We start from the raw sequence: 25,252 nt of genomic DNA, 5'->3' as shown, positions 1-25,252 counted from the left end.
GGCACCTCCTATTTATTCTTCAAATACTGTTTGAATTTATCAAATGTCCATGTATTAACAATGTTGTCCTTTTTCAGCCATGCTTTTTGAGCATATTTAACCCCTACATCCATATATCTTAATTGATCGATATGGTGGGCATCTGTATTAATGGCTATCAGAACGCCTTTTTCCTGTGCTAGCTTTAAGTATTCTGTCTCTAAGTCGAGACGATGTGGGTTTGCATTGAGCTCTAGTATTTTTCCAAATTCACTAGCCCACTCTATTAACGTTGGCACATCTGGATCATAACCTGTACGACTTCCAATAATTCTTCCCGTAGGGTGAGCAATCATATGAACGTGAGGGTTTTCCATTGCGGTACGAAGTCTTGCCATAATTTTATCTTGTGACTGACTAAAGCTAGAGTGTATAGATGCGATGACGAAGTCTAGCTGCTCTAGTAACTCGTCATCAAAGTCCAGCGAACCGTCAGGAAGTATATCCATTTCTGTTCCAGCTAATATTTCAATATCGTTATATTTTGCATTTAATCCTTGTATCGTTTGGATTTGCTGTAACAGTCTCTCTCTTGAAAGACCATTAGCAACTTTTAAGTAGTTAGAGTGGTCTGTTATCACCGTATGGGAATACCCTTTTTCACGACAAGCCTCTACCATTTCTTCAATAGAATGAGCTCCATCTGACCAAGTGGAGTGCATGTGAAAATCGCCCTTAATATCCTCCAGCGTTACAAGACTTGGAATCTTTTCTAGCTTATCTAGTTCTGTCCCATCCTCTCGTATAGTCGGAGGTATAAATGGTAAATCGAAAAATGAATAAAACGCTTCCTCTGTTTCAAAGGACTGTACGGAGCCGTCCTCTTGCTCCACACCATATTCACTTATCTTCAGCCCTTTTTCTTTGGCAATTTGTCTCATTTTAATATTATGATCTTTAGACCCTGTAAAGTGATGTAAGGCAGAAGCATATTGATGAGGTTCTACTAACCTAAAGTCTACATCCACTTCGTTTTCAACATCTAAAGTAACTGATACCTTAGTGTCTCCAGCTGCAATAATTTTTAGGAGGGGAAGCTTTTCTAGTAATTCCTCTCTGACCTTTTGATGGGAATTCGTCGCAACGATAAAATCGATATCCTTACTAGATTCTTTCACTCGTCTATACGACCCTGCAACAGAATATTTCACCACTTCTTCTATATCTGCTAATGTATTTTCTATAAAAGCCACTATCGGCTCAAGCTGCCAAATAGCAGTTCTTTCCGGTTTGGTTTGAAACACTTCGAGCTGAGCTAGTATCTTTTCCTCGGTTTTAGCCCCAAATCCTGCAAGTCCGCGAACCTTCCCTTCCTCACAGGCAGTCTTTAACTGTTCGATGGATTCAATACCTAATTCTTTGTACAGCTTGGCAATTTTCTTTCCTCCAAGACCTGGGATTTTTAGCATAGGCAACAGACCACTTGGCACTTTTTCTTGCATTTCTTTGAGAAGAGAGGATTGTCCAGTTTCCATTAAATCAGTGATTACGGATCCAGTTGCCGCACCAATACCCTTAAGCGAAGTTATATTATCCATTTCAGACAAGCTACGATCATCTAGCTCTAAAACTTGTGCTGCTTTTCGAAAAGCAGATACCTTAAAAGGATTTTCTCCTTGAAGCTCCATATATAATGCAATTTTTTCTAATGTTTTAATTATCGTCTTTTTATCCATTAGTAGACCTCCTTTAAGTAAGAAAACATAAGTCCTTCATAACCTATAAGCTGACTATTTAAAAAAACTTCCCTCTACTGAGAGAAGTTGATCATAGACATTGTTACTTTTCCAAATAAATATACCACCAGTTTTTGACCATTTCAGATAAAATTGGCGTATGCTCAAGCATCCATGAAGTTAAGAATGAGCCTGATACAGCATTTTGGATGAAATCAATCGGTAAAAGCACAACGACGTATAGAAGTACGAATAAAATGAAATAGAATTCAATAAACCCTAGAATCGCACCAGTTACAGTGCTGACAAATCCTAGTATAGGCAAGTACTTTAAGAAATCAAACATAGAGGCTAATAATTGTAACCCGAACTTAACTACCATGAATATCAGTGTGAATGCGATAATACGGTAAAACGTTTGATCGAGATCCAAAGTCTCTACTGCTATTGTAAATGTGGACTCTGAGGTTACTGCAGGAAATGGAATCCAGAGAACAAATTTATCCGCCAGTGGTTTATAATAAGTGTAAGCAACGAATAGAGCAATGATGAAGCCTACCATATGAATGAGCTGTACTATCAGCCCACGTCTAGCACCAGTTACAAAACCGGCAATTAATAAAATCAGGATAATTAAATCTAACATTTTTTCAGTCCTTTAGCCTTTTCAATTCTTCTTCTAGAAGTTCTAATTGTTCTTTTACTTTTATGTAATCGTTTACTGCATTAACAGCGGTAAGCACTGCCAATTTTGCGATGTCTAGCTGTTGATTGTGAGAGTGTATTTCTCTCATTTTATCATCTACCATGGAGGCAACGAGTCTCATATGACCAGAAGTTTCTGTACCTACCATTTTATAATTCTGTCCATAGATATCAACAGAGATTCTTGTTTTCTCTTGTTCTGACAAAGACATACCCTCCCCCAGAAAATCCTATGTATAATAATAACACGAAATAGATTACGATGTGAAGAAAGGAACATATGAATGTCAAATGAAGTTTTACTAATGCCCGCAAATGAAATAGAAAAAGTAAAGGCACATTACTTAAAATACAAAATCGAACGCTCGGCACCTGGAGTCGTTTTCGCTGCTAAGCTATCAGATACAGCAATCACTATCTATAAATCTGGGAAGGTAATGTTCCAAGGAAATGGCGCTTCTAGGGAGGCAGCTCTATGGAATGGTGGAACCTCCTCTACATCAACCACTGTAAAAAGCCCCCTAACTAAAGGTGACACGCTCCCGGAACACTTTGAATTACAATCTGTAGTTGGTTCAGACGAAACCGGAACCGGGGATTATTTTGGACCTATTACGGTAGCAGCCTGCTTTGTACCTGCTCATCAAGTAGAGCTTGTAAAAGAGCTCGGTGTGAAAGATTCTAAAATGCTTACAGATGAGCTAATGCGTCGTATTGCTCCAGATTTGATGAAAACCTTAACACATAGTGTGCTCGTATTAAAAAATGAAAAATATAACGAAATCCAAGGACGTGGCTGGTCACAAGGTAAAATAAAGGCTATGATGCATAACCAAGCATTGAAGCATGTTTTGAAAAAAATGGAGCCCGAAAAGCCATCATTCATCCTTATTGATCAATTTGCTGAGCGTGGTATTTATTATAACCATATTAAAATGGAAAAGGAGATCATTCGTGAAAATGTTTTGTTTTCCACAAAAGCAGAGCAATTACACGTTTCCGTTGCCGCTGCCTCTATTATAGCAAGATATGCTTTCTTAAAGGAAATGGACCGCCTCACAGAGATAGCCAAAACTGCCATTCCTAAGGGTGCTAGTGCAAAAGTCGATGAGATAGCGGCAAAAATTTATTTAAAGCATGGCGAGGAATTCCTCAAATCCATTACCAAATGGCATTTTGCCAATACACAAAAAGCCATGAAGCTTGTGCAAAAAAGGAAATTTTAAAGGATGGGATCATAAATGAACATTATAGGGGACACAGAAAGATTACGCCTTGTTGTATTTGAGGAAAGCCATGCAGAACCAGCAAAGCTTTTTTGGGGAGACAAAGAAGTGATGAAATTATGTGGTGGCTCGGCTTCCGTCGAGACATTGCCTAAAACTCTCGAGTTTTATCGCCACTGTCATGAAAATAATAATCTATCCGTTTATGCAGTGATGGAAAAAAATACAGGAGAAATAATTGGAGCAGCTGGCTTCAATGTTGAAAATACAATAGAGGAAGTAGAATTGATTTATCATTTCAATAAAAAATCTTGGGGGAAAGGGTATGCAACGGAAGCAGTGGGAGCTTGTATGAACATTGTAAAACTTCATCCAAAAGTTAAACTTGTCTCAGCTTCTGCAAGCAAAGAAAATGTTGGATCCCTCAAAATTTTAGAGCGAGTGGGCTTTACTTATATAGGGTTGAAATGGTTTGAAGATACCCAGCAAGAAGAACCAGTATATGAATGTAGATTGATTAAGGAAACTATATCACAATAGATTATTGTATCGATTAAATGGAGGATTTTCATGGTATTACTGTGAAACTCCTCTTTATTTAATTGGCTATGTTAAAGAGTAGGGTTGATTTATGATACATAGAAAAAGAAATCTTTAAATTCGAGAGTAGAATTGATTTCCGCGCCAACCGGATGCTTTCCTCGGGGTGAGCGATAAGCCATCACCCATCGCTTACGCGCGTGGTTGTGATGTCTTATCTGTCTCCCTCATCCCGTAGGAGTCGCCGTCTGGCGCTCCAATCAATAAATGGGAATAGCTTTAATGCATCGATTAATTGCTTATAAATTTACTCGCATAAACTAAGCCAACTGTCACGAACTCCAATTTCATAATTTATTTTTGATCTTAATAATCATTTGAATATCACTTTTATAATGTTTACAGTCACTATAAAAAAGAATTGTTAGTCAAAATCAACCAAAAAATTTAACAAAGCTATTTCATTTAATGTCACCATATTTCTTAAAGCCTACTTATTTAAGATTAGGTTAGCCTCATTTACAACACGACGAACAAGCTGTTCAACCGTTTCCTCTCTAGCTAATGTTGGACTTTGGCCCGACCAGAGAGACATGAAATCTGCGTCTTTTTGCTGAGTGGCCGCTTTTCTTAAGTTTTGTGTAAGTGCATTTTGGACGGGAAAGGGCGGTAGCTTGTTTTCATGCACATGCATTTCTTTCATAAAACGATTTTCAATTCCTCTTGCTTCCTTCCCGGAAAATGCTTTCGTACTCACTATGTCCTCGCTTTTTGCTTGCAGTACGGCTTGTTTATGCACTGGGTTTGCCCCACTTTCTTTGGTGGTTAAGAAGGCTGTTCCCATTTGTACAGCATCTGCTCCTAAACATAATGCGGCAGATAGTCCTCTACCGTCCATTATTCCTCCTGCTGCAATAACTGGTATTGACACCTGATCAGTAACCTGGGGAATTAGTGCCATTAAGCCAATCATGCTGGTAGGGGAATCTACTAAAAAGTTTCCACGATGCCCTCCTGCCTCACTACCTTGTACAACTACCGCGTCCATCCCCGCCCGTTCGATAGCAACGGCTTCTGACACAGTAGTAGCTGTCCCTATTGTCATAATCCCGTTTTGTTTAAGACTTTCAATCGTTTTTTTGGAAGGAATTCCAAATGTAAAGGAACAAGCAGCCACTCTTTCTTCTATAACAATCTTTAGTAGTTCCTCATATGTTTGCTTTTCAATTTCTTTTGTAGGTAAGTCCGGTTCTTTCATTTTATGATTTAAAAGAAGCTTATAATTGTTTATTAGCTCCTTAGATTTTGCAACCTGGTCCTCATTCAATTCAAAATGCTCAGGAACGAACAAATTTACTCCAAAATTTGCATTCGTAAGTGCCTTCACCTGATTTATTTGAACTCGTAATTGATCAGGCTTTAAATATCCTGCACCAATCATTCCAAGTGCACCTTGATTGGAGACTTCACTGACTAGCACAGGAGTTGTAATTCCTCCAGCCATTGGAGCTTGAATGATAGGGCACTTTAAATCTAATGATTTCATAAAATTATTTCCCATCATCGAAAACCTCTCCTTATTTCAGTTTCCTTTAACTTTCCACTGTTCATAATAAGTAGCTTCAACAGATATCTTTTTTGTTCGCAACCATTCAAACGCCTTTAAGACTAAGGGCGAGGAATTTTCCATCGATGTTTCCTGTTCCGAAATCCATACAGCTCCTAGTGAGTCCTGTCCTTCAAACTGTAATGGTTCAGATATCGACCCTCCTACATGCTCAACTTCATAAAAAACGGCTACATGGTGTACAGCCGTGCCTTCTCTCCAATCGGTGTGAATAATAAAGTCAGCTGCTCCAATCTGTTTACGCACATCGATTAATAACCCTGTTTCTTCATGGAATTCTCTTTCAATTGCCTCCTGCAGCGATTCACCTGTTTCTAAATTCCCACCTGGAAGGTCATAGCGGTTGATATAAGGACCACCATTTTTCTGAATAACTAGAAGCTTGTTTTCATGTATACAAATACCATACACTCCAAACGCTCTATGAAAATTCAACTGAATTCTATTATTCCATTGCATAGCTTTTTCCTCTAATGATTGCACAAACTTGTCCTTACCATTAATATAACTCTCCACATCATAAGGAAACTGTTGGGCAAGAGCTCTCTTTAGCTCACCATATTTCTTTGCCTCCACAGAATGTTTTCTTAAATAATCTCTAAAAATAAGATGTCTCTCTATTTCAGGATTCCCTTGTTCATAAATATGTACATGATGAGTTCGATTGTCACCCCCTTTTTGAAAATAGCGTCGACCTGGTAAACCGTTTTCTCCTTTTGGGGTATAGCCAAGTTGAATCATTTGCTCATCGTATGCATCAACTCGTTTAATATCCCGGACAACAGGCATTATATCTATAATCGGCTTTGCAGAAAGCCCTTCTATAGAAGTGCTCCCTATATGGTAAATTTCTACTATTTCTTCCTTGAAGATATCATTCAAAGACTTTGATTCTTGTTGAAAATCAGTAGCCCATTTCTTTGAAAACTCTTTAACTTCAACTTTTCTCATTATAATCCCCACTTTTATTTAAGAAGTGCTGTCAGCTCGTTTTTATGATGTACGGATAATCCTAAAAGGTTCATGTTATTTCCCTTTAGCTCATCCATGATTTTATGAGCTACATGTTTAGCCAGCTCATATTTTTCTTGATTTATTCGACCAGAATGTAGAGCCTCTTCAAGCTCCTCTTCATCCACGAGAAAGTAATCACCAGATGGAAGGACTATAATGTCTAAAAATAAATCATCCCACCAAGGACCTTGATCGTCTATACCATGTTTATCGCATATATCTATATACCATTGAACTACTTTTCCGTTTTGATCAAACATGGTCGTTACCGTATAGTTTTCTGCCGTTGGAAAGTGCTGCAGCCACATATACCCGTGGTCGACAATACAAATTTTCTTTGCATCATAACTAACCCATAAAGGTTTTGCCGTCTCTACTAAATGTAAAAGGGATGCCCCTCCCGTAAACTGTTCGGAATTAATCTCTACAAAAGTATATCGTCTTTTTAAAATTCTTGACCATCCCGGGCGTTCCCCATATTTTCTTATAACCATCCTAATTCTCCTTTAATAGGATAATGTTACTTCTATAGTGATTAAAGGTAAATCCAAATTGTTTAATCCATATAAATCAATTATCTCTGGGATTTCACTTCTATTATTTAGAGTGATAGATACACTGTTGCCTTCTACAATGATTTCTCTGTGTTTAGAATCATACAAAGTATCTCCTTTTTCTATAAGTATATCGGTAGATAAATACATATAAGTGGCAATTGGAGTAAAGTGGATGAGTATGCCAACTCCTAAGTCATCGTCATCGTGTATCCTATCTACCTTACTTCCTACATTTTCTTTGCTGGGACTAATATTTTTAAATAAATGAAACACTTCCATTCCCTCCTAATTGTTTTGAAACGTATAGGGTGCTGCTGAATTTAACAAGCTTTTTATTCCTCCTCGGTGATAGGGCATCCATTTATTAGCGGTTTCATGATCCACCCATTTTAGCTCTTCTATTTCATCTGGATATTGTATGCTACACTCTCCATTAAGTACGTTCATTTTGAAGGTTACGAACAATACCTGGCTATCCTTGTGTGTAAAAAATGCTTCATTTAGTGCGACTACTCTCTCTACTTCCGTTATTAAACCAGTTTCTTCTTGAATTTCTCTCCTAATTGCTTGCTCCAATGTCTCGCCATGCTCGACTGTTCCACCTGGAAGTGTCCAGCCTGCCCCCTTATTTTTGACCATTAGTATATTTTCTTCATTCCTATCCGTTATTAAGCCGTATACCACGTCTACTCTTTTCAATATATGATTCTCCCTTACATATATTTTAGGACGAGGGCTTGGCACTCAATCCTTTAACTATCGATCAGCCTCAATAAAGAAATTATAACAAAATAGATAAATTTATGTTCTGAAATTTTAGAATATTCATCAAACAAACGTTCCGAGTCTTTAGGATTATCTTTTTCTAATAAGGGTATATATTAATATATTTATTTAATAATTAATACGTCTCACTAAGCGTTTTTCTTTGCATGGAAGAGCTTTTGGTGGGAGGTGATTAGTTGAGAAGAGTCTATGGAGTAAAAAAATTAACGACATATTTAGATTCTGTTGGCTACCCGCTTACAGAAGAACAAATCCATCAATTGATTCTAAATAAAGAAATACCACATCTTAGACCAATCGGAGATATTATAGCCTTTAATTTAGAACACATAGATTGGTGGATTAGTCACAAAAAAATTTCTCCATAGAACAAGCCCTGCCTTTTATGGCAGGGCTCTAAATTTTTGGAAGTATAGTTTTACAAGTTGGTCTTAGGACAGTAACCGCAAGCCCCTTGCCCGGGTATATCCATTGACATACAACAGCTCCGTCGGATCGGCTGATTGACTAGCACTGCTGGATTTCTCCCTTTTGTATATTCATAAAAAAGAGATTTAGTAGAAAATGATTTCCAAGCCTCAGTACTCTCTAAAATTTCAATATCATCCATCGCCTGAGATGCAGTAGATGGATTCTCTAAAAGTTTTTCATACATTTTAACAATGGAAACAAAAAAGCTTTCCCAAATAACCAATGGCGAGATACTTGTTGTCTTTCTCAAATACTGAACAATCTCGTACCCTTGCTTCTGTAATATTTTCATAATCACGTCTTTTCGTTCTGTTTCTTTCACATAACGAAAATCATTTGGATTGATGAACATAGCAATGGTATAGGCATCATACTCCTTGGTGACATCGAAATGAAGCTCAGTATGCTTACCATCCCAAATCATGTCATAAGCTGCTAACATATAAAATTGATTGGCAAAAAACATACCATATCTTTTAGAAAAATGAGAAACAGCTGCTACCTGATTTTCTGCTTCTGTAATTCCTTGCATCAGTTTTGCAAAATCATCCTGGAAAAATTCTTTGCTGAGACGTTCTAACGTGAATAGTGTACGAAGCGGCCTAGTCGTATATATTCGGTGTTCATTTAATATAAATTCTTGTTCAAACGTAATTGCTGGCATATTCTCACCTATTCAAATAATTTATTCAATACTTCTATTTTATCGGAAGAGACCGTCATTGCAACATTTCCAGCTTGAACGAGAGAAAACCCCTATATCGATTGCTGAATCGGTATAGGGGTGCATTCGTTATACCTCTAAAGATGTCTCTGTTGGAGTAGGAACCATTTTGGAGATGATGATAGTTAACAATACAGATACTAAAACACCCCATAAAATTCCTAATGCAAGTGAGGCAATAGAGCCAGCAACTATACCAACTCTTGCTCCCCAAACGGAAACCTGACTGTTACTTGAACCCATTGAAAATTCTTGACCCTTTTTCTTTTTCCAAAGTAAGCCGACAACTAAGACTGGCACAACTCCTCCACCAGCCATTGAATAAGCCAAGGAGAATAAATCTATAATAGAGTCGGCCCAAATAGCTGTCCCAATTGTAAAAGCCCCAATTACGATAACTCCTATTCTCGTTAATTTTAAATAATAGGAATCTTCCTTAGGTTTCATATTTGGGATTACTAAGTCGTTTACAATGACGACTGCAGCGGAATGCAAAAGAGAAGAAGCACTGGAGATTGCTGCTAGGAATATCATGATAAAAAACGCTAGAGCAGCCAGTTGCGTCATTTCCTCAAGGATAAGCCACGAAATAGCTTCGTCTGCAGCTAAATTAGGATTTTGTATTTTTACTACCATTCCGGCAATTGTTGCAAAAACAGTAAATACAATAGCTACTATTCCACTGATTAGCATAGCTCTGCTTGCTGCCTTCGGGTTTTTCGAAGCAAAACACCGCTGCCAATATACTTGAGCAGCCAGTATCCCTAAAGTTCCTGTAACAAATAGAGAAATAACCTCCATAGCAGAAAGATTCATTTGAGCTAACTCGATCGCCCCTACATTTTCCAACCCACTTTTTAGGGTCGTAAAACTAAAATCAACTTTATCGAATACTTGTATGTAAAACCAAACAGCGATAGCAATGAGTATTCCTCCCTGTATGAGGTCAGTCCATACAACAGAATACATACCGCCAACTGCCGTGTAAATGATAAACACCGCAGAAAAAACTAATATCATCATAAGAGGATCTGCTCCAGTAAAGGCTGAAAATAGCGCCCCCATCCCCATTGCTTGTCCACTTACCCAAGCTATCATTATAGAGGAAGTTAAAATGGCTATTAAACCACGAGACAATCTATCTCCTATGATTAAATCATTCATCATTTCTGCTAGTGTATTATATGTAAACCTTGCCGCAAAACCTGCAAATACCAGCGCAAATAATATTTTTGCACCCTGCTCTCCAATGACGAATGGCACATTAGCTATTCCAATCTCGTACCCCTTTGAGGAATGGCCTACGAAATTGCCGACTCCCATGATGGTTGCAATGTCCGTAAACAATAATAAGAAAAATGGCAACGTTCCACCAGCTATTGCATAATGCGCAAAGCTCGTATCTGCTTTTTTCTTAAATAGGAAAGACATCCCTATAAAAGCTAACGATAATATAATCGTAACTGTCCATGTCCAAAACGATAAACCCATTAAATCCCCTCTCCTTCGTTGTTAATACAAATTTTGTTAATAAAATAAGTAAATTATTAAAAATTTGCTATTACTTTACTACCCAATACTTGATAGATATAAACCAGAAAAAAGAACGAATAAATATCTACTTATCTAATAGTAAGATTAGAAATTTCCATAAAAAATTGGGAGTCTCTCTTTTGCTAAAGAAATAGGCTCTGTTAAAGATTAGGGTTGATTTATCACGCATAGAAAAAGAAATCAGAGAGTAGAATTGATTTCCGCACCAGCCGGACGCTTTCTCAAAGATACAACCACTTACAGCCATCTGATTTGGATGAAGCTTTTATCCAAATAAAAGTTAATTTCTCTTTTAAATATTAAAGGCTATGTTCTATGGTTGTGTGTGAAATGTTACACTTAAACGAACTAGAGAGGTTATTCGTATAAGGGGTGTATTTGAAAAGGCGACGAAGTAGTAAATAAAGTTGAATTATTGAGAGGAAGATTATTATGTTAGAAGTAAGACCTTTAGAGAGCAAAGATTATGAATTGATTAAGGAGGCAGAAAATGTTATTGAAAAGAATTATAGATATGAACGACATCACATTGGTTCAGCGGTAAGAACGAAAACGGGAAAGATATACTCGGCAGTACACCTTGAAGCGAATGTAGGAAGAATTACCGTATGTGGAGAAGCAATGGCTATTGGTAAGTCTATCTCTGAGGGAGACCATGAATTTGAAACGATTGTCGCAGTAGCCCACCCTCATCCACACGAGGATATAGAAAAATGTTGGGTAGTTGTACCATGTGGCATGTGTCGTGAGTTAATAAGTGATTATGGGACTGATACTGATGTAATCATTTCTTATAAAGGTGAGTTAGTAAAGTGTAATGTAATGCAATTATTACCAGAAAAATATACAAGTGATCCTGAATGACCTTCTTTAATGTAGTGTAGTGAATTAATTTGAAAATCGTATAATTGAATACAAAGAAAAACCCCTTCTTTCAAATAAAAGCAGGGTTTTTTTTGCGTCTTAATAGACTTAGGGATATGTGAAAACTAGGTGACTTTTTTAAAGTAAAGCTCTTGTTAATGAAACAATGGTTGAACTCTTTTTGAAGTAATAGCGATTATGCGAGGGGAATAAATTCTCTGTTTCAGGTTTCCTTCTTGAAATAACGCATCCTTTAATACAACGATTAATTTTTATTTTTTATGAAGTTAACTATACCAATGCTAAATATCAAAACACCGACTAACATCAATGAATATATAAATCCGTTAAGAATTGGTACATATTCTCCAGCTAAATTTTTGTTTCTATACACGATCTTAACTAAACTGTACCCTAATGGTGTACTTATCAGTATGACACTTATTCCTGAGATAAAATAAGTTACCGCTTGTTTATTCATAAATTCTCCCCTTAAGCTAGTATCGATATATGGACACAAGTTAGCTAAGTCCTCTCCTATAAAATAGAGAGGACGTTCCGAAATTAGACAAAGGCGTTATAATCAAGCTATTAAACTCTTGCTCTCTTTTAAAAGAATATGATTAAAACAACTTACGGATACCAGGACAGCTTAGTGTCACTATCTAATGGCAAATCTTTGATTTCAACACTTAATGTATCAAACCATTTATTTAATATTTCGTCCTTAGCTAGCTTTGAGTACTCGTCGTCTTCCCATATTATATGTGAAAACCAAGCGCTAGTTTGCCATTCAAATTGCAGCTCCGCATATGCAATGGTTGGGTGATCGGCTTGAATGAAGTTATCGTTTACTGCTTTCACAACATCGGTTGCTTGAGGTAGCAGTTCATATTCTATTTTTTCTTTTATATCCTGATCCTCAAGCTGATCCCACATAACTAAACTTCCCTCTACTTGATAAAAGATATCAAAAGAAGGTTTTTCTCCAAAATCGATGAGGACAAAAGCTCGTTCAACAGAATTGTTTGTTGCCTTAACCGTGTTCACAATAATATTTTGAGCCATTTCCACCCAATAATCCTTTGCTTCTTCTACAGGCGACTCAAGATAGAACTCGGATTTCAGTTCAGAAACAGCTACTTCTCCCTTATTAATATCTTCCACTTTTTTAAATAAGCGATTAAAAAAACCCATTTTTACACATCCTCAACAAGTTATTTTTTTCCAAGGATTAGCTATATTATAGCTTTCATGATTTCGAGTAATTTATAAATTCTGTTTATTTCTTCCTAAGAAGCTTTCGATTTCTATTCTACATTGGTCCACCCTCAAACCCAATTGGCCAACCATTTTCTTTGAATTTCACCTTGTATTGAAATTCATGCCGTTGTTCGCTATAAAAACCTATTGTAAAACCTGTAAAAAGCTGATCATCAAAATTAATCATTCTTCCAAAGGAAATCGTAGATAAGTAATAGTCCTCCGATTGTTGAGCAGGAAAAAATTCTTTCAAGTAATTTAATGCACGATTAATATGCTGAGGAATAGCTTTTAGTATTTTCTCGGCCATTTCTATACAGCTGACATAAGGCTTTTGATCATCACCTTGTATAAATATTTCTACCTCTTCCCACTCCCCTATATCCGCACGACAAAACCACTGCTTCGGTAGGAAGTTATCCTCTTCATTTTTAAGATTGTTGTTTGCTAAGTTCAATTCCTCTACTTCATTTTTAGTTAAAGGCTTCGATAGGATTAGCTGTTTCTCTAATATTTCTTTCGTGTATGTACTGTTGTTTGGATCAAAGGTACCCACTCGCTAACCTCCAATTTCGTAACTTTTTATACCTATTTTAACATAAATATACTTCTACTCTCAGAGTTCAACAAAAAGGAGCAACACCTATTTTGGTGCTGCTCCTTTTTCATTTATTTAATTCTTTTAGTTATTCTCTAAAAGTTTTTTGGCTGTTTGCAAGGTTTTGACTCGTTTCCGCAAGGTTTTAGCCCATCTCTGCAAGGTTAGCTATTCTCCGCAAGGTTGTGACTCATTTCCGCAAGATTTGGGGTCATCTCTGCAAGATTCTGACTCGTTTCCGCAAGGTTTTGACTCGCCTCCGCAAGGTTTAGAGTCATCTCTGCAAGGTTAGCTATTCTCCGCAAGGTTGTGACTCATTTCCGCAAGATTTTGCGTCATCTCCGCAAGGTTTAGAGTCATCTCTGCAAGGTTCTAGCTCATCTCTGCAAGGTTAGCTATTCTCCGCAAGGTTGTGACTCATTTCCGCAAGATTTTGCGTCATCTCCGCAAGGTTTAGAGTCATCTCTGCAAGGTTCTAGCACATCTCCGCAAGGTTCTAGCTCATCTCTGCAAGGTTAGCTATTCTCCGCAAGGTTGTGACTCATTTCCGCAAGATTTTGCGTCATCTCTGCAAGGTTTTGACTCGTTTCCGCAAGGTTCTAGCCCATCTCTGCAAGGTGATCAGCGTTTATCCTCGCAGCTCGGCTCCTGCTTGCTCAGCTAATGCTTTTAGAACTTTGTTATGTGCATTAACTACTTCTTCATCCGTTAATGTACGCTCTGGATCGAAATACGTTAGAGAGAATGCAACTGATTTTTTGCCTGGTTCCATTTTTTCTCCTTCATATAAATCGAATAAATGTACTCCCTTAAGCAATTTCCCACCTGATTGTTGAATAATTGCTTGCAGCTCTCCAGTAGCTTTTTCCTGATCCACTACTAATGCGATATCGCGAGTAATAGAAGGGAATTTAGAAACTGGTGAATAATACAATGTTCCAGCATCTTTGTTTAATACCTTCATTAAATTCAGCTCGAATACATACGTATCCTTTAAGTCACGTGCTTTTTGTTCCGCCGGGTGTAATTGACCAATAATACCGATCTCTTCCCCTGCCAATTGGATAGTTGCAGTTCTTCCTGGATGCATTCCTTCCATTACTGTACGTTCAAAGGTTAACTCACTTGTATGACCAAGTAAATCCATTAAACCTTCTACAATTCCTTTTAAAACAAAGAAATCTACTGACTTTTTCTCTCCTTGCCAGCTATGCTCAACCCATTTACCAGCAATAACGCCTGCTAAATGCTCTTGCTCATGAGGTAATCCAGATGCTGTTTCTCCTAAGAAAACAGAACCAATTTCATACAATGCAACGGTATCTGCTTGGCGAGCAGTGTTATACGTTACAGCCTCTAGCAAATGAGGGATTAAGCTTTGACGTAGCGTGCTACGCTCCTCACTCATTGGCATTAATAGTTCCGTTACAGGAGCAGTTTCTAAAGCAAACTTTTGTGCTACTTCTTTAGAAGTTAATGAGTACGTAATTGCTTGGTAAAGTCCTGCACCTTCCATAAAACCACGCACTTGGCGACGTTTTGCTTGGTAGGATGTTAAACCACCTGGTTTAGACTCTTCCACAGGTAACGTCATTGGAATCTCATCATAACCATACATACGAGCTATTTCTTCCACGATGTCCTCCGGAATTTTAATATCCTGACGTCTAGTAGGTGCTTTAATATATAAATATCCATTAGCTGCTTGGAATTCAAATTTCAAACGAGACAGAATAGATGTCATATCCTCTAAAGATATCTTCATTCCTAAACGACTGTTAATGAAGTCTGGAGAAACGATAACTTCAGCTGGAGATTTATCTAACTTATCTACAACTACGGAACCAGCTAGTACTTCACCATTTGCAAGCTCTGCTAATAGGCTTGCTGCACGCTCTGCTGCCATATTTACACGATTTGGATCCACACCTTTTTCGAAGCGAGCACTTGCATCACTACGTAGGTTATGGTCTTTCGATGTTTGACGTACAGATCCAGCTGCAAAGTAAGCTGACTCGATTACAACGGTTGTCGTGCCTTCATGAACCTCTGAATTAGCCCCACCCATTACTCCAGCAATAGCAACCGGCTCTTTACCGTTAGTTATTACTAAATGGTTAGATTTAAGTGTTCGTTCTTGGTCATCGAGTGTAACCATCTTTTCTCCTTCAGCTGCAAGGCGAACAACGATTTCCTTTGTTGCTAAACGGTCATAGTCAAATGCATGAAGTGGTTGACCAAATTCCATTAATACATAGTTAGTAACATCTACTACGTTATTATGAGGACGAATTCCAGCAGCCATCAGACGATTCTGTAGCCATAATGGAGATTCTTTTACTTGTACGTTTTTAACAACCTTAGCAATATACAGAGGATTTTCTTCTATTGCATCCACTTGAAGCTTTAAATAGTCCTCTGCTTTTTCACTGCTTTCAGTGTAAGAAGCTTCAGGGTATTTCATATCCTCTGAAAGAATAGCCCCTACCTCATAAGCAACTCCTAGCATACTTAGTGCATCCGAGCGGTTTGGTGTTAAACCTAGCTCTAGCACTACATCGTCCAGGCCTAATAAAGGAAGTGCACTTTCACCTGGTACAGCTGTTTCAGGAAGAACATAAATCCCTTCTGCATACGCTTTAGCTACTAGGCGACCTTCAATACCTAGCTCTTGAAGAGAACAGATCATTCCATTAGATACTTCTCCGCGTAGCTTTGCTTTTTTAATTTTAATGCCACCTGGTAGCACAGCTCCAGGACGTGCAACGATTACCTTTTGACCAGCGTCAACGTTCGGAGCACCACAAATAATTTGAGTGATTTCATCTCCTACATCCACCTGACAGATGTTTAGCTTATCTGCTTCTGGATGCTTCACTTTTTCCTTTACATATCCAACTACTACATTTGTCATGCCTAGAGAGCGATCATTCACTGCGTCCACTTCTATTCCTGAGCGAGTAATTTTCTCACCTAAGTCTTTCGGGTCCAACCCTTGTGTGTTTACATATTCTGATAACCATTTCGTTGATACTAACATGTCATTTCCTCCTTACACTTCTGTTCGGTGGAATTGCGATAAGAAACGCACATCATTTGTATAGAAATGACGAATATCTTCCACTCCATATTTCAACATTGCAATACGCTCTGGTCCCATACCAAACGCAAAACCAGAAAGCTTTTTAGAATCATAACCAGCCATCTCAAGAACATTAGGATGAACCATACCTGCTCCTAGGATTTCAATCCAACCTGTTTTCTTACATACGTTACAACCACTTCCTCCACATTTGAAGCAAGAGATATCCATCTCTACAGAGGGCTCTGTGAATGGGAAGAAACTTGGACGCAGTCGAATTTCACGATCTTCTCCGAACATTTTTTTCGCGAATAAAGATAAAGTACCTTTTAAATCACTCATACGAATATTTTCACCGATGACTAAACCTTCGATTTGAGTGAATTGATGAGAATGGGTAGCATCATCATTATCACGACGATATACCTTACCAGGACAAATGATCTTAATTGGTTGCCCTTCTTTTGCTTCCATCGTGCGCGCTTGAACTGGAGAGGTATGCGTACGCAATAGAATATCCTCTGAAATATAGAAGGAATCCTGCATATCACGTGCTGGATGACCTTTTGGTAAATTCAATGCTTCAAAATTGTAATAATCCTTTTCTACCTCAGGACCTTCTGCAATTTCATAACCCATGCTTAAAAATAGATCTTCGATTTCCTCCACTACACGAGTGAGTGGGTGATGATTACCTGTTTTCACTGGTCTTCCCGGTAATGTTACATCAATAGACTCTTTTGCAAGCTGTTCTTGAATCGCTTGTTCTTGAAGTAATGTCATACGTGCTTCTAAAACGGCAGTTACTTCTTCACGCACTACATTGACAAGTGCTCCCATTTTTGGACGTTCTTCAGCTGGGAGTTTACCCATACCCTTTAATAAATCTGTAATCGGTCCTTTTTTTCCTAAATACGCTACTCTCACATCATTTAATTCTTTTGTGTTTTGTGAAGCTTCAATTTTTTGTAATGCTTCTTCTTTTAACTGTTGAAGTTGTGCTTCCATTTGAAAAATCCCTCCTAATTGACAAAATAAAAAATCCCCGCCCCTATAAAAGGGACGAGGACTAATTTCGCGGTACCACCCTGATTATTGCACAACTAAACGTGCAATCACTCAATTCGAATAACGGCTCTACACCGGCACACCTTTACAGTAAACACTGGTCCCGGTGGCAGCTAACGGGGTGAACTTCTATATGAATTCTCCATTTACGCTTCCAGTCTAGGCGCAAAATCCCTACATTCGAATAATCATATATACTTTTCCCGATGACAGCTTTTCTTATTTATCAAATTATTATCTATTATACGGACTTTTAAACATTTCATCAAGGGTATTTATCTCAATGTAAGCCCATAAAGAAGAATTCCTGTTGCGACTGCGACATTTAAAGATTCCGCTTGGCCCAATAAAGGAACAATAATATTTTGGTCCGTTTGTTCTAAAAGACTTGCTTGTATACCGCTACCTTCGTTTCCTACTATTAATGCAAACGCATCACTTTTCTCTACCTCATGAAACGGCGTTGAATTTTCAAATGCCGTGCCATATACTTTTACATTTTTCTCTTTTAGCTGATCGACCCAATAGCTTAAGTCACCTTTTAATATAGGTATGTGGAAATGAGAGCCTTGAGCAGAGCGAAGCGTTTTAGAATTATACGCATCAGCTGATCCCTTTCCAAGAATAACAGCGTCTATCCCTGCAGCATCAGCCGTACGGATCATCGTTCCAATATTCCCAGGGTCTTGAACCGCATCGATTAATAAAAATTTACTCCAATTTTCTTGTTCATCTGCTTGAGCCGCATTTTGTTTACAATGTGCAAAAATGCCTTGGGTATGCTCTGTTTCTGCAAGCTCTTTTTTAATAACATCATTAATTTCTACTATTTCTAGATTGTCTACATCCCAACTGGCAGGAATTTCACTTGTATCGCTTAACATGATTGTTAAGACAAGTTCTTTTTGTTTGATTGCTTCTTCTACTAAATGATAGCCTTCAATAATAAATTCACCAGTTTTATCTCTTTCTTTTCGAACACTGAGTAATTTTTTCCAATGCTTCACTAAAGAGTTTTGAGGAGATTCGATTCGTTTCATATTTTGTACCGCCTTTTTCTAAAATGCTGCAAAACAAATAGTTTAGCATCTTTTCTTTGTAGAAGATTATATCATGTTCCTCGATTAGTTCATATGTTCATATTTATCTTCCGTCAATTCAAAAAAATTATGTATAGTTGACGAGACGTGGGGAAAGATGAAGACAAGGAGTGATGAAAATGGATTTTCAAATTCGAGAAGCAATAGCAGCTAACCTAAAGGGTAATTCAGCTACTGATATTAAAGAAGTGGTAGAAGATGCAATTAACCGAGGAGAAGAACATTTACTACCTGGTCTAGGCGTAATTTTTGAAAAATGGTGGAAATCTGCTGATGAATCCAGCAAACAAGCAATGCTAAATAATGTTTCTACTGCATTTGCTCAATAAGTATTGGCTAACGGAGACCGTAGATACTACGGTCTCTTTATTAATTCAATTTTAGTACCATGACCAGAGCTTGGTAAGCTTGTGTCCAAGGCATCATACCAAACTTTCACCTTGTCCCCAACCTCTATATTAGAGATTTGTTCGTCAAATCCAAAGGAAGAAGATTGAATAGATTTAGATGTAACTTCCTCCTTTGTTAGAATTCTATCTATTCCTGGTTGCTCTTCATAAATAAAAACATGAGCATCAGAGACCTCTGCTACTATCCCTTCCCTCACAAATTGATTTTCCTGACTTTCTTCTTTACAACCCCATAAACTAACTACGGATACAAGTATTATAAGAAACCCAAAATATCGAATCATTGTTAACCTCCCAACATTATTCATACTCTTCTAGAATTTCTACAACTTCTATTTTTCCGTCCACTAACATCTCAGGTAGTCCACTGATTACATTTCCTTGCCAATACTCTCTTGCCTGCTCTATTTTCTTTGCAAAAGATATACCATCTTCCTTTGGCAAAAAGCTAGCATCTCCCTCAAAAGTTTTACCATCAACTCGAAGCTTAACAAGCTGCAACACCTGCCGATTATAGGAATTAAATAAGTCTGCCCATTTGAGTGCATCCTCTAAGCTTTTTGTAGCATATAGACAGGATAATCTAGATGGGTAATTCGGATATTCCTCTAATCTAACCATTTCTACTATCGTTTCACGAATTGCTCTAGTCGTTTGGTCCAAATATTTATGGCCAACTTCTGCATCCTCTTTAGTTAAGTTCACCCCTTCATTTGTATATTGGTTTTGAAAAATTTGAACAAAGTCTTCTCCCTTGGAATTTAATTGTTCTTTTTCAAAAAAGAAGTGATATAACGTATTCTTTTGGTTCTCACTAAAATCAATTATCTGTCCTACTCTCATCTTGTTTCGTGTAACAATATGATATACAACTAGTTCATTCTCCGTCATTTTTTTCTCCTTTTATTAATAAAATAGAAAACAAAACATTTCAATTCACTAAACTACTAAATTATTTTATTTATTAGATAATTTGTTCTTGATTTATATAATATACTGTATATAATTACTCTATGAGTTTGAATAATTAGAAAAATCATAAAAGTTATACATCTAAATTATAGCAAAGAGGCGAAGCGAATGAAGATTTTAATGGAAAATATTGTGGAAGCATTGCAAGAACACCTAGAGCAAGACCAGATCTCCACCAACCAAACTATCCGAGAATTACATGGAAAAGATGAATCCTACCATTCTATTAGCTTGCCAGACATTGTCGTTTTCCCTAAAAACTCGGCAGATGTCAGCAATATCATGAAGACTGCTAATAAACTTGGAGTTCCAGTCATACCATTTGGTCGTGGCACGAGTTTAGAAGGGCATGTGATTCCCTATGATAATGGAATAACGATCGATTTTTCTTTAATGGATAAAATTTTGGAAATAAGAGAACAGGATTTACTTGTGATAGTCCAGCCAGGTGTAACGAGAACACAGCTGAACATGGAGTTAAAAAAGTATGGTTTATTCTTCTCGGTTGACCCTGGTGCTGATGCTACTCTAGGTGGAATGGCCGCTACAAATGCGAGTGGGACTACAACTGTAAAGTACGGAGTTATGAGAGATCAAGTTCGAGATTTAGAAGTAGTGCTTGCGGATGGAACAGTCATACATACAGGAAACTTGGCAGCTAAATCTGCCTCTGGATTTCACTTGAATGGGTTGTTTGTTGGTTCGGAAGGTACATTAGGCTGTTTTACAGAACTCACTTTAAAGGTGTATGGCATCCCGGAATTCACGACTGCTGCTAGAGCAACATTCCCTACTGTCAAACATGCAGTGGAGGCAGTAACCTCTATTTTACAGGCAGGTATACCGATTGCTCGCGTAGAGCTAGTAGATGAAAGCTCTATTCGTCAGGTAAATCAATTTTGTGAAACTAACTACGCTGAAAAGCCTACATTGTTTTTGGAATTCCACGGCAATGAAGCTGGACTTGCTCAAGATGTAGAATTTACTCAAGAAATTGTGAAGGACCATGGCAGTGAGGATATTCAATTTGAAACCGATAACGCTGCTCGAAACAAGCTTTGGGACGCAAGACATAATCTAGCCTATGCTTACATTCATGGAAACGTAGGAAAGAAGCTCATGGTGACCGATGTTTGTGTTCCTATTTCCGAGCTAGCTGACGCTGTCATATTTGCACGTAAGGAACTTGATGCTATCGGGTTGATAGGAGGCCTTACAGGTCATGTCGGTGATGGAAATTTCCATGCCCTTATCATGATTGATATGAACGATCCGGAAGAAATACAGAAGGCCGTGACCTATAACGAAAAAATCGTACGATACGCTCTGGAACGAAAAGGTACTTGTACAGGCGAGCACGGGGTAGGTGTAGGGAAGCAAAAATACCAGGCAGCAGAACACGGGGAGGCACTTCAAGTTATGGAAAAGATTAAAGTTGCTTTAGATCCCAACAATATTTTAAATCCAAACAAAATTGTAAAACTTGAAAGAGAAGGTGAGTAATATGAAAACATTAGAGAAAATCAGTAGCTTTGCTGGCAAATATTTTGCCCTCTTGGTTATCTTAATTGCTGTAATAGCTTACTTAATACCAGAAACCTTCCTGCCATTTCGTAGTTATATAACTCTCCTACTAGGGGTAGTTATGTTTGGAATGGGCCTAACGCTTAAAGCAGTAGATTTTAAGCTAATCTTAACTAATCCTAAACCAGTATTAATCGGTGTAGCAGCACAATTTGTCATCATGCCATTAGTTGCTTTTGCAATAGCCTACATGCTACAGCTTCCTAATGAATTAGCTGCCGGCCTTGTACTCCTAGGCTCTGTACCAGGTGGAACCGCATCAAATGTAATGGTTTACTTAGCGAAAGGAAATGTACCACTTTCTATTACAATGACGTCCTTCTCTACTCTCTTGGCGCCTTTAATGACACCAGTTTTACTTTTATGGTTAGCTGGGCAATGGATGCCGGTAAATGTAATGGATATGTTTATGTCCATTGTCCAAGTAATTATCGTTCCGATTGTTCTTGGTCTACTTATTAAAAAATTATTACCAACGGTTGTAGAAAAAAGCGCAAACGTTGTACCATTAATCTCTGTATTAGCTATTATCATCATTGTTTCAGCAGTAGTCGCAGGTAATGTTAATAACATCGCTTCTGCAGGATTATTAGTTTTTGTTGGGGTCTTCCTTCATAATGGTGCTGGTCTATTGCTTGGCTATTTCACTGGGAAAATGATGAAGCTATCTAGATCTGACTGCCGTGCCATTTCAATTGAGGTTGGTATGCAAAACTCAGGCTTAGGTGTTGCACTAGCAACTGCCCATTTAGGACCGTTAGCTGCACTTCCAAGCGCTCTAGGAGCTGTTTGGCACAATATCTCAGGCCCAATTATAGCAACTATTTGGTCAAAAAATGCAGCAGATTCCGAGGAAGAAGAGATGGAAGCGATCCCGTTAGAAAGTAAGCCTTCACAGGTTTAAATTTGAATAGGAATGGTGGTGGATTAATCCACTGCCATTCCTATTTTTTTCATCATAACGAAAAAAAGACAATACAGTTTTAGTAATACATCACTATTAAATTCTTTTCTTGTATAAACGTAATAAAAAGCGATCCCAGCGTCTCCCGGAATCGCTTTTCCTATGTAGCGATGAGGTCATCCTTCTAGATAAGCAACATCGCATATATATAAACTGTAGGACACACCCTGTCGTTACAGCTTATTCAAAGATTTTTAAGCCATCAAAGAAGCAAGTACGGCTTTTTGTGCATGCAAGCGATTTTCTGCCTGCTGGAATATATATGAGTTAGGTCCATCTATAACAGATGTGGCAACCTCTTCTTCTCGATGAGCCGGAAGACAATGAAGGAATATATAATCTGCTTTCGCATTGGCTACTAGCTTGTCATTAATTTGATAATCCTTAAATTCCTCCAAACGCTTAACAGCTTCCTCCTCCTGCCCCATGGAAGTCCAAACATCTGTATAAACTACATCTGCATTCACCGCAGCTTCTAGTGGATCATTAGAAACAAACAAGGAACCTTCGTTTGCAAGAGCAATTGCCTTTGCCTTTGCCATAATCTCTTCATTCGGCTCATAGCCGACTGGCGTTGCTACAGCAATGTGCATGCCCATGTATGCAGCAGCAATCACTAAGGAATGTGCAACGTTGTTACCATCACCAATAAAAGCCAGCTTCAGCCCTTTTGTATGACCTTTCACTTCTTGTACTGTTAATATATCTGCTAACGCCTGACATGGATGGTAGAGGTCTGTTAGGCCGTTTATAACAGGTATACTCGCATGCTCCGCAAGTTCTTTAACCATAGCGTGTGAATTAGCACGAATCATAATGCCATCTAGATAACCCGAGAGGACATGTGCTGTATCATAGACAGATTCCCCACGACCAATCTGCAAATCTCTAGCGTTCATGAACATACCATTTCCACCTAGCTGCTTCATCCCCACCTCAAACGAAATCCTTGTACGAGTAGAATGCTTTTCAAATATCATTCCTAATGTCTTCCCTTCTAACAATGGAGGACATTTACCAGCCTTCGTTAAAGACTTTAAGTTTGTTGCTAGTTCTAGTAATTCAGTCACTTCTTCCTTAGAGTAATCCAATAGTGTTAAAAGATCCTTTCCTTTTAAACTATCAACTAATTTAAGATTTACCCACTCCAATAATTTCATACTCATAATCCCCTTTACCCGTATCTTCTGTAATTGTTATTATAAGTATGAATATTTATAAAGTCAAGCGAATTTATATACATTTTTTATACATAAAAAAACTAATGAGGAATACTGCTGTATTCTTCATTAGTTTTGTTTAATTAGTTAAAAGTTATATTGTTTACTGTATCACGATCAAGCTTTTTAATAACTTCAACAATCAATTTAACTGTATTCTCGTAATCATCTCTATGCAGAATTCCTGCATGTGAATGAATATAACGAGTAGCTACACCGATTGACAAGCAAGGTACACCATTTAAGGAAATATGCATAGAACCTGCATCTGTTCCCCCACCAGCAATTGTTTCAAATTGATAAGGGATATTGTTTGCTTCTGCTGTATCCACTACAAAATCGCGTAATCCTTTATGGGATACCATAGATGCATCAAATAGGACGATTTGAGGGCCATCTCCCATTTTACTAGATGATTCTTTTGGAGTGATTCCTGGAGTATCACCAGCAATACCCACATCAACTGCAAAGCCGATATCAGGGTTAATTTTTGCTGTAGAGGTTTTAGCTCCGCGAAGACCTACTTCTTCTTGAACATTCCCGACACCATATACGATATTTGGATGATCTTGGCCTTGTAAATTTTTCAATACATCTATTGCAATAGCACAACCAATACGATTATCCCAAGCTTTTGCAAGTAGAAGTTTATCGTTGTTCATTACAGTGAATTCAAAATATGGAACGACCATATCCCCTGGTAATACTCCCCATGACATAGCTTCTTCTTTAGAGGAAGCACCAATATCAATAAACATTTCTTTAATATCGACAGGCTTTTTACGTGCTTCTGGGCTAAGAATATGTGGTGGTTTAGAACCGATAACACCTGTAATAGTTTCGCCCTTACGAGTAACGATCGTTACACGTTGAGCTAGCATTACTTGTGACCACCAGCCTCCCACTGTCTGAAAACTCAAGAATCCCTTGTCATCAATTTTGGAAATCATAAAACCAACTTCGTCTAAGTGACCTGCAACCATGATTTTAGGTCCGTTAGCATCTCCCACTTTTTCAGCGATTAAGCTACCAAGGTTGTCATATTCAATTTTGTCTGCATAAGGGGCAATATATTTTTCCATTACTTTACGCGGTTCACGCTCGTTACCGGGAATCCCTTTTGCATCTGTAAGTTCTTTTAGCATTGTTAATGTTTCATCTAATTTTGTCATTATTTCGCCCTCCTAAATATACTCACCAGTTAATTA

At 37.9% G+C, this 25,252-nt stretch carries 26 protein-coding genes and 1 other annotated feature; of the genes, 7 read left to right on the top strand and 19 right to left on the bottom strand.

The window, feature by feature from the left end; all coding sequences use genetic code 11:
• Positions 1 to 8 precede the first annotated feature (8 nt).
• The 3 genes from polX to zapA all read right to left on the bottom strand — a co-directional run bounded on the left by polX (position 9) and on the right by zapA (position 2,626).
• The gene (gene polX, locus MKY09_RS06980) at positions 9 to 1,715 is read right to left on the bottom strand and encodes a DNA polymerase/3'-5' exonuclease PolX (protein ID WP_342567953.1); all 1,707 of its coding nucleotides are present in this window, start codon (positions 1,713 to 1,715) and stop codon (positions 9 to 11) included.
• A gap of 103 nt (positions 1,716 to 1,818) precedes the next feature.
• The gene (locus MKY09_RS06975; protein WP_342567952.1) at positions 1,819 to 2,361 is read right to left on the bottom strand and encodes a CvpA family protein; all 543 of its coding nucleotides are present in this window, start codon (positions 2,359 to 2,361) and stop codon (positions 1,819 to 1,821) included.
• Positions 2,362 to 2,365: 4 nt separating this feature from the next.
• Complete coding sequence (gene zapA, locus MKY09_RS06970; protein ID WP_169361101.1) at positions 2,366 to 2,626, bottom strand: cell division protein ZapA; 261 nt, start codon at positions 2,624 to 2,626, stop codon at positions 2,366 to 2,368.
• Positions 2,627 to 2,704: 78 nt separating this feature from the next.
• Between zapA and rnhC the strand changes: the two genes are divergently transcribed.
• Both rnhC and MKY09_RS06960 read left to right on the top strand, forming a co-directional pair.
• Positions 2,705 to 3,646 carry a ribonuclease HIII gene (rnhC, locus tag MKY09_RS06965; RefSeq protein WP_251553402.1) on the top strand — a complete coding sequence of 314 codons (942 nt, stop codon included), beginning with the start codon at positions 2,705 to 2,707 and terminating at the stop codon, positions 3,644 to 3,646.
• 15 nt (positions 3,647 to 3,661) lie between these two features.
• A complete protein-coding gene (locus MKY09_RS06960) occupies positions 3,662 to 4,186 on the top strand; it encodes a GNAT family N-acetyltransferase (protein WP_342567951.1) in 525 nt (174 codons plus the stop codon).
• Positions 4,187 to 4,676: 490 nt separating this feature from the next.
• On the opposite strand, the gene MKY09_RS06955 is transcribed toward MKY09_RS06960, so the two are convergent.
• From MKY09_RS06955 to MKY09_RS06935, 5 genes are read right to left on the bottom strand one after another with little or no spacing between them, the layout of a single operon-like run.
• A complete protein-coding gene (locus tag MKY09_RS06955; RefSeq protein ID WP_342567950.1) occupies positions 4,677 to 5,750 on the bottom strand; it encodes a nitronate monooxygenase in 1,074 nt (357 codons plus the stop codon).
• Positions 5,751 to 5,768: 18 nt separating this feature from the next.
• Entirely contained in the window at positions 5,769 to 6,764 is a 996-nt protein-coding gene (locus MKY09_RS06950) for a GrpB family protein (protein WP_342567949.1), read from the bottom strand.
• A gap of 14 nt (positions 6,765 to 6,778) precedes the next feature.
• Complete coding sequence (locus tag MKY09_RS06945; protein ID WP_298470255.1) at positions 6,779 to 7,321, bottom strand: DUF402 domain-containing protein; 543 nt, start codon at positions 7,319 to 7,321, stop codon at positions 6,779 to 6,781.
• Between the two features lie 12 nt (positions 7,322 to 7,333).
• Positions 7,334 to 7,663, bottom strand: a complete 330-nt coding sequence (locus tag MKY09_RS06940; protein ID WP_342567948.1) for a hypothetical protein — start codon at positions 7,661 to 7,663, stop codon at positions 7,334 to 7,336.
• Positions 7,664 to 7,669: 6 nt separating this feature from the next.
• Positions 7,670 to 8,083, bottom strand: coding sequence for an NUDIX hydrolase (locus MKY09_RS06935; protein ID WP_298470251.1), 414 nt, complete (start codon positions 8,081 to 8,083; stop codon positions 7,670 to 7,672).
• A 263-nt stretch (positions 8,084 to 8,346) separates the two neighbouring features.
• Between MKY09_RS06935 and MKY09_RS06930 the strand changes: the two genes are divergently transcribed.
• The gene (locus MKY09_RS06930) at positions 8,347 to 8,538 is read left to right on the top strand and encodes a hypothetical protein (RefSeq protein ID WP_169361093.1); all 192 of its coding nucleotides are present in this window, start codon (positions 8,347 to 8,349) and stop codon (positions 8,536 to 8,538) included.
• A 50-nt stretch (positions 8,539 to 8,588) separates the two neighbouring features.
• Here the strand turns inward: MKY09_RS06930 and MKY09_RS06925 are convergent, their stop codons facing one another.
• The gene (locus tag MKY09_RS06925) at positions 8,589 to 9,305 is read right to left on the bottom strand and encodes a Fe-S oxidoreductase (protein ID WP_342567947.1); all 717 of its coding nucleotides are present in this window, start codon (positions 9,303 to 9,305) and stop codon (positions 8,589 to 8,591) included.
• A 129-nt stretch (positions 9,306 to 9,434) separates the two neighbouring features.
• The gene (locus tag MKY09_RS06920; protein WP_342567946.1) at positions 9,435 to 10,856 is read right to left on the bottom strand and encodes a sodium:solute symporter family protein; all 1,422 of its coding nucleotides are present in this window, start codon (positions 10,854 to 10,856) and stop codon (positions 9,435 to 9,437) included.
• A 495-nt stretch (positions 10,857 to 11,351) separates the two neighbouring features.
• Between MKY09_RS06920 and MKY09_RS06915 the strand changes: the two genes are divergently transcribed.
• The gene (locus tag MKY09_RS06915; RefSeq protein ID WP_342567945.1) at positions 11,352 to 11,783 is read left to right on the top strand and encodes a cytidine deaminase; all 432 of its coding nucleotides are present in this window, start codon (positions 11,352 to 11,354) and stop codon (positions 11,781 to 11,783) included.
• 633 nt (positions 11,784 to 12,416) lie between these two features.
• Here MKY09_RS06915 and MKY09_RS06910 read toward each other — a convergent pair.
• From MKY09_RS06910 to MKY09_RS06890, 5 genes are all read right to left on the bottom strand, one after another.
• Entirely contained in the window at positions 12,417 to 12,980 is a 564-nt protein-coding gene (locus MKY09_RS06910; protein WP_342567944.1) for a hypothetical protein, read from the bottom strand.
• A gap of 118 nt (positions 12,981 to 13,098) precedes the next feature.
• Positions 13,099 to 13,602, bottom strand: coding sequence for a hypothetical protein (locus MKY09_RS06905; RefSeq protein WP_342567943.1), 504 nt, complete (start codon positions 13,600 to 13,602; stop codon positions 13,099 to 13,101).
• Positions 13,603 to 14,272: 670 nt separating this feature from the next.
• Positions 14,273 to 16,684: a phenylalanine--tRNA ligase subunit beta gene (gene pheT, locus MKY09_RS06900; protein ID WP_342567942.1), complete on the bottom strand. Its 2,412-nt coding sequence runs from the start codon at positions 16,682 to 16,684 to the stop codon at positions 14,273 to 14,275.
• Between the two features lie 12 nt (positions 16,685 to 16,696).
• Positions 16,697 to 17,734, bottom strand: coding sequence for a phenylalanine--tRNA ligase subunit alpha (gene pheS, locus MKY09_RS06895; RefSeq protein WP_169360282.1), 1,038 nt, complete (start codon positions 17,732 to 17,734; stop codon positions 16,697 to 16,699).
• 47 nt (positions 17,735 to 17,781) lie between these two features.
• Positions 17,782 to 18,014 (bottom strand) — a binding site (T-box leader).
• Between the two features lie 55 nt (positions 18,015 to 18,069).
• Positions 18,070 to 18,834 (bottom strand): RNA methyltransferase, encoded by a 765-nt coding sequence (locus tag MKY09_RS06890; RefSeq protein WP_342567941.1) that lies wholly within the window; start codon positions 18,832 to 18,834, stop codon positions 18,070 to 18,072.
• Between the two features lie 179 nt (positions 18,835 to 19,013).
• Here MKY09_RS06890 and sspI point away from each other — a divergent pair, with 179 nt between their 5' ends.
• Positions 19,014 to 19,223 (top strand): small acid-soluble spore protein SspI, encoded by a 210-nt coding sequence (gene sspI / locus MKY09_RS06885; RefSeq protein ID WP_169360284.1) that lies wholly within the window; start codon positions 19,014 to 19,016, stop codon positions 19,221 to 19,223.
• A gap of 26 nt (positions 19,224 to 19,249) precedes the next feature.
• Here the strand turns inward: sspI and MKY09_RS06880 are convergent, their stop codons facing one another.
• Both MKY09_RS06880 and MKY09_RS06875 read right to left on the bottom strand, forming a co-directional pair.
• A complete protein-coding gene (locus MKY09_RS06880; protein WP_342567940.1) occupies positions 19,250 to 19,588 on the bottom strand; it encodes a DUF3221 domain-containing protein in 339 nt (112 codons plus the stop codon).
• 16 nt (positions 19,589 to 19,604) lie between these two features.
• Positions 19,605 to 20,195, bottom strand: a complete 591-nt coding sequence (locus tag MKY09_RS06875) for a DUF2441 domain-containing protein (RefSeq protein ID WP_169360286.1) — start codon at positions 20,193 to 20,195, stop codon at positions 19,605 to 19,607.
• A 189-nt stretch (positions 20,196 to 20,384) separates the two neighbouring features.
• On the opposite strand from MKY09_RS06875, the gene MKY09_RS06870 reads away from it, so the two are divergent.
• Both MKY09_RS06870 and MKY09_RS06865 read left to right on the top strand, forming a co-directional pair.
• Positions 20,385 to 21,779, top strand: a complete 1,395-nt coding sequence (locus MKY09_RS06870) for an FAD-linked oxidase C-terminal domain-containing protein (RefSeq protein WP_342567939.1) — start codon at positions 20,385 to 20,387, stop codon at positions 21,777 to 21,779.
• Between the two features lies 1 nt (position 21,780).
• Positions 21,781 to 22,764 (top strand): bile acid:sodium symporter family protein, encoded by a 984-nt coding sequence (locus MKY09_RS06865; protein WP_342567938.1) that lies wholly within the window; start codon positions 21,781 to 21,783, stop codon positions 22,762 to 22,764.
• A gap of 254 nt (positions 22,765 to 23,018) precedes the next feature.
• Here the strand turns inward: MKY09_RS06865 and argF are convergent, their stop codons facing one another.
• Both argF and MKY09_RS06855 read right to left on the bottom strand, forming a co-directional pair.
• Positions 23,019 to 23,984 carry an ornithine carbamoyltransferase gene (gene argF / locus MKY09_RS06860; protein WP_342567937.1) on the bottom strand — a complete coding sequence of 322 codons (966 nt, stop codon included), beginning with the start codon at positions 23,982 to 23,984 and terminating at the stop codon, positions 23,019 to 23,021.
• A gap of 143 nt (positions 23,985 to 24,127) precedes the next feature.
• Positions 24,128 to 25,216 (bottom strand): M42 family metallopeptidase, encoded by a 1,089-nt coding sequence (locus tag MKY09_RS06855; RefSeq protein WP_251553378.1) that lies wholly within the window; start codon positions 25,214 to 25,216, stop codon positions 24,128 to 24,130.
• Positions 25,217 to 25,252: the final 36 nt, after the last annotated feature.

Source organism: Psychrobacillus sp. FSL K6-4046 (assembly GCF_038624605.1).
Lineage (GTDB): Bacteria > Bacillota > Bacilli > Bacillales_A > Planococcaceae > Psychrobacillus.
The sequence above is the reverse complement of the archived record's forward strand: the minus strand, read 5'-3'. Positions and strand labels throughout refer to the sequence as shown.

Bases quoted from the DNA above. Each gene is read 5' to 3' on its own strand.
- MKY09_RS06950 (WP_342567949.1), bottom strand. From the start codon at position 6,764: ATGAGAAAAGTTGAAGTTAAAGAGTTTTCAAAGAAATGGGCTACTGAT.
- MKY09_RS06945 (WP_298470255.1), bottom strand. From the start codon at position 7,321: ATGGTTATAAGAAAATATGGGGAACGCCCGGGATGGTCAAGAATTTTA.
- MKY09_RS06910 (WP_342567944.1), bottom strand. From the start codon at position 12,980: ATGGGTTTTTTTAATCGCTTATTTAAAAAAGTGGAAGATATTAATAAG.
- polX (WP_342567953.1), bottom strand. From the start codon at position 1,715: ATGGATAAAAAGACGATAATTAAAACATTAGAAAAAATTGCATTATAT.
- MKY09_RS06960 (WP_342567951.1), top strand. From the start codon at position 3,662: ATGAACATTATAGGGGACACAGAAAGATTACGCCTTGTTGTATTTGAG.
- MKY09_RS06855 (WP_251553378.1), bottom strand. From the start codon at position 25,216: ATGACAAAATTAGATGAAACATTAACAATGCTAAAAGAACTTACAGAT.
- MKY09_RS06865 (WP_342567938.1), top strand. From the start codon at position 21,781: ATGAAAACATTAGAGAAAATCAGTAGCTTTGCTGGCAAATATTTTGCC.
- pheT (WP_342567942.1), bottom strand. From the start codon at position 16,684: ATGTTAGTATCAACGAAATGGTTATCAGAATATGTAAACACACAAGGG.
- rnhC (WP_251553402.1), top strand. From the start codon at position 2,705: ATGTCAAATGAAGTTTTACTAATGCCCGCAAATGAAATAGAAAAAGTA.
- pheS (WP_169360282.1), bottom strand. From the start codon at position 17,734: ATGGAAGCACAACTTCAACAGTTAAAAGAAGAAGCATTACAAAAAATT.
- MKY09_RS06890 (WP_342567941.1), bottom strand. From the start codon at position 18,834: ATGAAACGAATCGAATCTCCTCAAAACTCTTTAGTGAAGCATTGGAAA.
- MKY09_RS06975 (WP_342567952.1), bottom strand. From the start codon at position 2,361: ATGTTAGATTTAATTATCCTGATTTTATTAATTGCCGGTTTTGTAACT.
- argF (WP_342567937.1), bottom strand. From the start codon at position 23,984: ATGAAATTATTGGAGTGGGTAAATCTTAAATTAGTTGATAGTTTAAAA.
- MKY09_RS06915 (WP_342567945.1), top strand. From the start codon at position 11,352: ATGTTAGAAGTAAGACCTTTAGAGAGCAAAGATTATGAATTGATTAAG.
- sspI (WP_169360284.1), top strand. From the start codon at position 19,014: ATGGATTTTCAAATTCGAGAAGCAATAGCAGCTAACCTAAAGGGTAAT.
- MKY09_RS06920 (WP_342567946.1), bottom strand. From the start codon at position 10,856: ATGGGTTTATCGTTTTGGACATGGACAGTTACGATTATATTATCGTTA.
- MKY09_RS06955 (WP_342567950.1), bottom strand. From the start codon at position 5,750: ATGATGGGAAATAATTTTATGAAATCATTAGATTTAAAGTGCCCTATC.
- MKY09_RS06875 (WP_169360286.1), bottom strand. From the start codon at position 20,195: ATGACGGAGAATGAACTAGTTGTATATCATATTGTTACACGAAACAAG.
- MKY09_RS06925 (WP_342567947.1), bottom strand. From the start codon at position 9,305: ATGCCAGCAATTACGTTTGAACAAGAATTTATATTAAATGAACACCGA.
- MKY09_RS06940 (WP_342567948.1), bottom strand. From the start codon at position 7,663: ATGGAAGTGTTTCATTTATTTAAAAATATTAGTCCCAGCAAAGAAAAT.
- MKY09_RS06880 (WP_342567940.1), bottom strand. From the start codon at position 19,588: ATGATTCGATATTTTGGGTTTCTTATAATACTTGTATCCGTAGTTAGT.
- MKY09_RS06870 (WP_342567939.1), top strand. From the start codon at position 20,385: ATGAAGATTTTAATGGAAAATATTGTGGAAGCATTGCAAGAACACCTA.